The 6,863-nt window shown below is 62.2% G+C and carries 8 protein-coding genes and 2 pseudogenes; 7 read left to right on the top strand and 3 right to left on the bottom strand.

The window, feature by feature from the left end; genetic code table 11:
- The 6 genes and pseudogenes from CWO89_RS38775 to CWO89_RS38750 all read left to right on the top strand — a co-directional run.
- Positions 1-190: pseudogene (locus CWO89_RS38775) on the top strand (P-type conjugative transfer protein TrbL); the annotation flags it as partial.
- A gap of 43 nt (positions 191-233) precedes the next feature.
- A complete protein-coding gene (locus tag CWO89_RS38770) occupies positions 234-896 on the top strand; it encodes a conjugal transfer protein TrbF (protein ID WP_130583603.1) in 663 nt (220 codons plus the stop codon).
- Between the two features lie 29 nt (positions 897-925).
- Positions 926-1,753 (top strand): P-type conjugative transfer protein TrbG, encoded by an 828-nt coding sequence (gene trbG, locus CWO89_RS38765; RefSeq protein ID WP_245476774.1) that lies wholly within the window; start codon positions 926-928, stop codon positions 1,751-1,753.
- 2 nt (positions 1,754-1,755) lie between these two features.
- Positions 1,756-2,211: a conjugal transfer protein TrbH gene (gene trbH, locus CWO89_RS38760; RefSeq protein WP_130231275.1), complete on the top strand. Its 456-nt coding sequence runs from the start codon at positions 1,756-1,758 to the stop codon at positions 2,209-2,211.
- 11 nt (positions 2,212-2,222) lie between these two features.
- Positions 2,223-3,527: an IncP-type conjugal transfer protein TrbI gene (trbI, locus tag CWO89_RS38755; protein ID WP_130583601.1), complete on the top strand. Its 1,305-nt coding sequence runs from the start codon at positions 2,223-2,225 to the stop codon at positions 3,525-3,527.
- Between the two features lie 206 nt (positions 3,528-3,733).
- Positions 3,734-4,486, top strand: a complete 753-nt coding sequence (locus CWO89_RS38750; protein WP_245475159.1) for a TrbI/VirB10 family protein — start codon at positions 3,734-3,736, stop codon at positions 4,484-4,486.
- 443 nt (positions 4,487-4,929) lie between these two features.
- Here the strand turns inward: CWO89_RS38750 and CWO89_RS48980 are convergent, their stop codons facing one another.
- The 3 genes from CWO89_RS48980 to CWO89_RS48480 form a co-directional block, all read right to left on the bottom strand.
- Entirely contained in the window at positions 4,930-5,061 is a 132-nt protein-coding gene (locus tag CWO89_RS48980) for a hypothetical protein (RefSeq protein WP_283813348.1), read from the bottom strand.
- Positions 5,062-5,065: 4 nt separating this feature from the next.
- Positions 5,066-5,344, bottom strand: coding sequence for a transposase (locus CWO89_RS48485; RefSeq protein ID WP_245475160.1), 279 nt, complete (start codon positions 5,342-5,344; stop codon positions 5,066-5,068).
- Between the two features lie 75 nt (positions 5,345-5,419).
- Positions 5,420-5,716: a hypothetical protein gene (locus CWO89_RS48480; RefSeq protein WP_245475161.1), complete on the bottom strand. Its 297-nt coding sequence runs from the start codon at positions 5,714-5,716 to the stop codon at positions 5,420-5,422.
- Positions 5,717-6,097: 381 nt separating this feature from the next.
- Between CWO89_RS48480 and CWO89_RS38740 the strand changes: the two are divergent.
- Positions 6,098-6,335: pseudogene (locus CWO89_RS38740) on the top strand (hypothetical protein); the annotation flags it as partial.
- Positions 6,336-6,863 lie beyond the last annotated feature (528 nt).

Below are 6,863 nucleotides of genomic sequence, written 5' to 3'. Positions count from 1 at the left end.
CGCCTCGTTTGGCGCAGCCGCCCTCAAGGCCATGACGCAAGGCATCGGCTCGGCGGGCGGCGCGCTCGCCTCCGCCGCGCGCGACCAGGCCATCGGCGCGCCAGGCTCCTTTGGTACGTCGACGCTCGGCCTCGCCAACGCCAAGCTCGATCAGCGGCGCTCGCAGCGACAATCGACTGGAAAGACTTGAACCGATTCAACCCAATAGGTGATCAGTGGAGACCCTTTCTCGAATGGCCGCGCGCAATCCGCCCGACAACCCCTATCTCGCCGCCCGACAGGAATGGAACGAGCGCTACGGCTCCTACGTAAAAGCGGCCGCGACGTGGCGCACCATCGGCATTGTCGCCATGGTGATGGCGGTGATCGGCTTCGCCTACGCGTTGTTCCAGAGCACGCAGGTCAAGCTCGTCCCGTATATCGTCGAAGTCGACAAGCTTGGGACCGCCTTGAGCGCCGGCTATCCGCAGCAGATCGAATATGCGGATCCGCGGGTGGTGCGCGCGACGCTCGGAAGCTTCGTCTCGAACTTCCGATCGGTGACGCCCGATGCGGTCGTGCAGAAGCAATATATCGATCGGACCTACGCGCTGCTGCGGACCTCCGATCCCGCCACGCAGAAGATCAATGATTGGTTCCGGAGCAACTCGCCGTTCGAGAAGGCCAAGACGACGACGGTCGCCGTCGAGGTCAACAACATCGTCGCTCTGTCCAACCAGTCCTATCAGATCGACTGGACTGAATTCGAGCGCGACAGGAAAGGTAAGGAAACCGGCGAGCACCGCTTTCGCGGCATCGCCACTGTCACGCTGACTCCGCCCCAGGACGAGCAGACCATCCGGCTCAATCCGATCGGTCTCTACCTGCGCGATTTCGACTGGACGGCGCAACTATGAAAGGGGCGGGGACGCCGATGCACCCAAACATGATCAGACTTCATACATGCGTTGTTCTCGCGGCATCCGCCTTCGGCTTGCTGCTTGCCAATGTCAGCGCACACGCGCAGGCAATGAACGCCAAGGAGCGAAAGGGCACAAGAATTTCGAGCCAGTGGCGCGGATCGACCGGCCTTGTGACGCGCGGAAAGGACGGCAAGGTCGTCTTCCTGTTCGGCGAGGTCCAGCCCTCCGTCGTCTGCTCGCCGCTCGAGGTCTGCGACATCGAGCTCGAGGCCGGTGAGGTCGTGCGCGATGTGCTGGTTGGCGATACCGTACGCTGGAAGGTCGAACCGGCGACGTCCGGAGCGGTCGGCGGACAAGCCATCCACCTGATCGTCAAACCGTCGGAGCCAGGGCTCGTCACCTCGATGGTGGTGACGACCTCGCGGCGAACCTATCACATCCAGCTCAAGTCGAATGCGACCCAATACATGGCGCGCGTCGGCTTTGAATATCCAGAGGATGTCGGCGTCCGCCTCGCGGACGTCAACGCGCGCATTGGCGCCGACACGATTCCAGGCGCCGGTGTTCCCGCCGAGCAGTTGAGCTTCGCCTACAGCGTGAGCGGCAACGCGTCCTGGCGGCCAACGCGCGTCTACAGCGACGGCGTGAAGACCTACATCCAGTTTCCATCGTCGCTCTCGGGCCAGGATGCACCGGTCCTGTTCGTCGTGTCGGGCGGTCAGAACCGCATCGTCAACTATCGGCTGAAGGGCGACATGATGGTGGTCGACTATCAGATCGACACCGCCATTCTGGTCTCCGGCGTTGGCTTTTGGAACCAAGACAAAGTGACGATCCGGAGGGGAGGTTGATGATGCGCCAGCTCTCCTCGATGCCTCGGCTTGTCCTTCTCTCCGTGCTCAGCCTGCCGCTCGCCGGCTGCGCGACCTTCGGCGGCGGCGGCGCCCTGGTGGCGAGCTCGGCGCCATCAGATCTGTCCAGTCCCGCGGCTTCTGCGATCGCCGGCGACATGGTGACGAAATTTGCCGAGCAGGTCGGGCCCGGCGATCGCACCATCATCCTAAAGCCCGACGGCACGCCCTTCGGCCAGGCGCTGGAGACGTCGCTCAAGAGCTGGGGATATGCGGTCGCGACCGATCAGAAGACCAAGGGCGAGAAGACCATTCCACTCGCCTATGTGATCGAGTCCTACAACGGTCAGGTCCTGGCGCGCTTGTCGACCGGCAGCGTCGAGCTCGGCCGTGCTTATAGCGCAACCGCCGCTGGCGCATCGCCGGCCAGCCCGCTCTCCGTTATGCAGCGCGGGTAAAGGGGGTCATCATGGCGCAATCGCTGAAGCTCGGCGGCGCTCCGGAGGGAGCGGAGGGCAGGGGAATCCGTCGCCTGAACCGGCTGCCGATCATCGTCGCCATCGTGCTGGTGATCGTGTTCTTCGCTGTCATCTTCTACGGCTTGACCTCGCGCGGTCTGTACTTCCGTCGCGAGGCCGGCATCGACACCGCCTCATCGAACTCGGCATCGACTTATGCCGATCAACTGAAGAAGGGCGTCGCTAACGGAATCATCGGCGATCAAGAGGCACAGACCTTTCAGCCGGCACCCCCGCAGCCGGACAGACGAAAGCCGGCAGGCAATCCCTTCTCCGGCCGACAACAGACCGAGGCGGCGGCCGGCCCGCAGCTCGAACCCGACGCACTATGGCGGGCGCGTCTCGAGCGCGAGGCGCAAGAACAATATCTGCGCGAGCGGCAACGCCAGCGTATGGCCCGCGTGCAGGCCAACGATGCCGCCTATGACTCACCGCTCGCCGTCAATGTCAGCAAGCTGCAAACATCGAGCGCACCCGTGAGCAATGCACCACAATCAACAACGACGACGCCACGCGGTCTTACAGGCGGCGCGTCCGACCTTTACGCGGCGGCGCTGCGTGCCGGCTTTGGCATGCAGAACATCGATCCGAACGGGCAAGCGGCGAAAGAGGATTTCTTCAACGCGGACCTCAAGAAACTCGGCTACCTACCCAACAAGGTGGTCGCGCCGACATCCGCCTACGAATTGAAACGCGGCTCCGTCATTCCAGCGACGCTGATCACCGGCATCAATTCCGATCTTCCCGGGCGCATCACCGCCCAGGTCAGCCAGAACGTCTACGACAGCGCCACAGGGCATCAACTGCTGATCCCGCAGGGCGCCAAACTGTTGGGACGGTACGATTCCAAGATTTCATTCGGGCAAAGCCGCGTCCTTGTCGTCTGGACTGACATCATCTTCCCGAACGGCTCGACGTTGCAGATCGGAGGCATGGCAGGCACGGACGCGGAAGGCTATGGTGGCTTCAATGATCAGGTCGACAATCATTATTTCCAGGTGTTCGGCTCGGCGATCCTCATTGCCGCGATCGGTGCGGGCATCGATATGTCGGTGCCGGCGAGCTCGCCGTATTCATATCGGCAGACACCCGCAGATGCCGCGCGAAACAGCTTTGCCGAGACCTTTGGCCGGGTCGCCGAACAGACGATTAGCAAGAACCTGAACGTCCAGCCCACACTGGAGATTCGACCGGGCTATGTGTTCAACGTCCTCGTCGACCAGGACATGGTTTTCCCCGGCGCTTACCACGGATAGGACTTCGAAGATGAACAATCAGTCGGCGGCCCCAGGAGGGCGTCGGGATCGTGACAAAGGGGCTGCTCGGCGGGAGGAGCGGACAATGGTCGAACAGCAATGCTCAAACGCGGCCTCGGCGCGCTCGCGCTTACCGCATTCGCCTTTCTGATCATCTAGGGACCTGGAAAAGCGATAAGCCGGTCACGGATTCGGCCCGAAAGCTCATGATCCGCCAGGCGGCGGCCTTCGAGCCCGTCGCGGAAACACCCGCCGCACCGGTCACCACGGCATCCATTCCGGTCGCACCTATCTCAGCCACGCCGACGGCCCCCGCGCCGGTTCCCGACCAGATGCTCGAAAGCGCGCGGCGCGCACCGGTGCTGGCCTATAATCGGCCGGTCGCATCGGGACGTTCGGCCCGCAACGACCCGACCGGAGGTGTCTCCGTGAATCCCTATGATTTCGGGCGGGCCGAGCCACGCAATGAGCTTGCCGACAAGCTCAAACCCACGGCCATCGAGGGCGTGCGGGCGGCGCGGCTGACCAATCGCAATCTTCTGGTTACCCAGGGAACATCAATCCCTTGCGTGCTCGAGCCCGCAATGTCGTCGGATGTGGCCGGCTTCGTCTCCTGCGTCGTGCTGCGCGACGTGATGTCGGATTCCGGCAACGTTGTGCTCATGGAAAAGGGCACGCAAGTCGTTGGCGAATATCGCGGCAATGTCCGGCGCGGCTCCAAACGGATGTTCGTTCTATGGGCTCGCGCCAAGACGCCGACAGGTGTCATCGTGGCGCTGGCCTCCCCCGCCACGGATGCGCTCGGTCGCGCAGGGTTCGACGGCGACATCGACACGCACTTCTGGGAGCGCTTCGGCTCGGCGCTATTGCTGTCAATCGTCGGCGATGCCTCTTCGATCGGGCGCCAGCAACTGCAAGACGGCTCGATCCAGATCAACAACACGGCTTTCGCTAACTAACGGACAGTAGTTTCGCTAAATCGCGGACAGCGTGGCGGCGCTGGCTTTTGGTTGCCTGGTTGTTGAAGTCAATTTATGCGGTTCTGGAGAAGAACTATCCGCCAGCCCTGGCCAGGCTGTACCGTGCTGAGCGCATTGCCAAGCTTTTTTTGCGATCTCCGCGTTCGTGTTCTGGAATGCGCAGTACAGTCCCAATCAGGATGGCGAAACTCATTTGAACAGGTTTGAGTGTGACCAACTGTATGGCCTCCCATAGCGTCGCCTAGCCTGCCCCAGTCATCGCGTCGGCCTCAAAAATGGCAGCGGAGGAATTCCTTCGAAAGCTATACGTTGGCATAGCCAAAGCTCCGGATCCTCCGCCAGCGAGATTTTGGAGCCACTAGGACTCACCTTGACGGACGACCTGTGAGATGGGGGTGCGGCCCTGGAGTTAACCCCACGTGCTATAGCCTATCGCTAGGATCGTCCGCCGCGGCCAGAACCGGCATTACGAAAAAACACATGCAGTGGACCGGCGCCTTGGCGGCTGACCAGGCCGCCTCGACCAGCATGGCGCGCGCATGACTGCGGCCGATCTTGCTAATACGGCCGTGATGGGCGGCTCCCAGTGGCGACTTGCCGCACCCGCGGGTTCAGCCCGACATAGCTCACCAGCTTCTGCGCGCTGTTGAACCGGCTGATGTCGCCGATCGCCGCCACGATGCCGGCGGCGACCGCCAGATTCACGCCAGTGATCGTCATCAGTCTGTTGACCGCGGAATCCTCAATTGCGTCCTGCGCGATGTCGCGGTCGAGCAGGGCAGATCTTCCGCAGCCGGTCAAGCTCACGGACGTGCCGATCGATGGCCGCTCGCTCATCGTCCGGCAACTTGTGAGTGGCCAACCACGCCCGGCCGCGGGCGTTGAAAAGATCGGCATGTGGACACTTCGGGATCAAGTGTGCGTGCAGGATCGAATGCACCTCGTCCTGGAGCCGCGTGCGATGCCGCACGACCTGGTAGCGCCGTGCCACCAGTCTGCGCTTGCGTTTGGTCTTCGCGTCAGGCGTCCAGATCTGCGGCAGGTATCCGCCGCCTGCAGACTGGCGAGCGTGCCAGCATCGATCTTCTCGGTCTTGACGTAGGCCTGGGCGATCGCCTTCACCTGCAACGGATTAGCGATGATCACCCGCGCCACAAATGGCGCCAGCACTCGCGAGACCGCCATGCTGTTGCCGGTCGCTTCGAGCACAACTTCTCACTGGCCAACAGGGTCTTGCCAAATCCCTGCAGCGCAGTCCGCGTCATCAATGCGGCGTGCATGTCGAAGCCTGCCGTTCTCCCAACAATTTCCCGAAGGTTCGCTGGACATCAATACCAATCAGCGTCGCATTCGCGTCTCTGCCAGACACATGACGGGAGCTGCGGGCGACACGACAACTACGGATTCGCGCTCTCGGCGCAACCGGGCGAGTCGCAGAGGCGGCCAGCTACTGACGCGAGCTCTTGGCCAATCGTGTGTATCGGCCTGCCCGCACCGTGCTCCCGGTGGCTCTGTCCCGATGGTCGCACCATACGCCACGATGTTGCACACCGCAGCGGAACGTTGGCACCGAGACATCTCATACCGATTACCAACCCCATCGAGAGCACTTCGCACCGTGCGGCACAGAACGGTGCGCGGCTCGTTGTCGCGCAAGCTGGTGATCGCCGCATCAAAAGCCTGGCGGCGGCTCAAAGGCACAAATCAGTTGCCGAAGCTGATCGCGGGTGTCAGATTCAATGACGGCATCGAGGTCATCCAATGCCGGCAAACGACGTCCCCCGGATCACCTCGTCACCCAAAATCCCGCATAGCTCGCTGTGTGTGAAGGCGGCGGCAAGGACGAGGGCCTCGAAAACCTGTGAGTGTGTACAAGCGGGGCGACTCGAAGCCAGAGCCGAAGACGTTCGAGTTCGGACGGCGGATGACGATGAGGCGTGGGGCAGTCAGCCGGTTGGACTGACAGACGTTCAGATAGGGCGCGGTTCGGCTGAAGTGCCGGGCTGCCCTTTAACTATCGTGCATTGTGATTCCCGTGCAGCCCGCCTCAGGCGACTGTTCTCCACTGGTACGTTTGGCGAACGCAATGCGAACCAGGTGTTCCGCCCGGCGAACACCCTCGCGGCAACGCCAGATGGTTTGGAGGACAACTGTCAGTCTCGCAGGGAACTTAGCAAATGGAACTGCTAAGCTCACAACGTTTGTTCCGCACGGGAGTGCTGCACGATGGGTGACGAGTCCCGTACCGAAACTCTCCGCAAAATGACTGAGCACCAGATCGAAGCTGTTGCGGCGGCTATCTGTGAAGGCAAGAGCGCCGTCGAAGCCGCATGCCGTCTGGAGTGGCTTACCCGTC

It is taken from the genome of Bradyrhizobium sp. Leo170 (genome assembly GCF_004296405.1).
Taxonomy (GTDB): domain Bacteria; phylum Pseudomonadota; class Alphaproteobacteria; order Rhizobiales; family Xanthobacteraceae; genus Bradyrhizobium.
The sequence above is the reverse complement of the archived record's forward strand: the minus strand, read 5'-3'. Positions and strand labels throughout refer to the sequence as shown.

What these genes read in the sequence shown, in the direction of transcription:
- CWO89_RS38770 (WP_130583603.1), top strand. Translation starts at nt 234, where the DNA reads ATGGCCGCGCGCAATCCGCCCGACAACCCCTATCTCGCCGCCCGACAG.
- trbG (WP_245476774.1), top strand. Translation starts at nt 926, where the DNA reads ATGATCAGACTTCATACATGCGTTGTTCTCGCGGCATCCGCCTTCGGC.
- trbH (WP_130231275.1), top strand. Translation starts at nt 1,756, where the DNA reads ATGCGCCAGCTCTCCTCGATGCCTCGGCTTGTCCTTCTCTCCGTGCTC.
- trbI (WP_130583601.1), top strand. Translation starts at nt 2,223, where the DNA reads ATGGCGCAATCGCTGAAGCTCGGCGGCGCTCCGGAGGGAGCGGAGGGC.
- CWO89_RS38750 (WP_245475159.1), top strand. Translation starts at nt 3,734, where the DNA reads ATGATCCGCCAGGCGGCGGCCTTCGAGCCCGTCGCGGAAACACCCGCC.
- CWO89_RS48485 (WP_245475160.1), bottom strand. Translation starts at nt 5,344, where the DNA reads ATGAGCGAGCGGCCATCGATCGGCACGTCCGTGAGCTTGACCGGCTGC.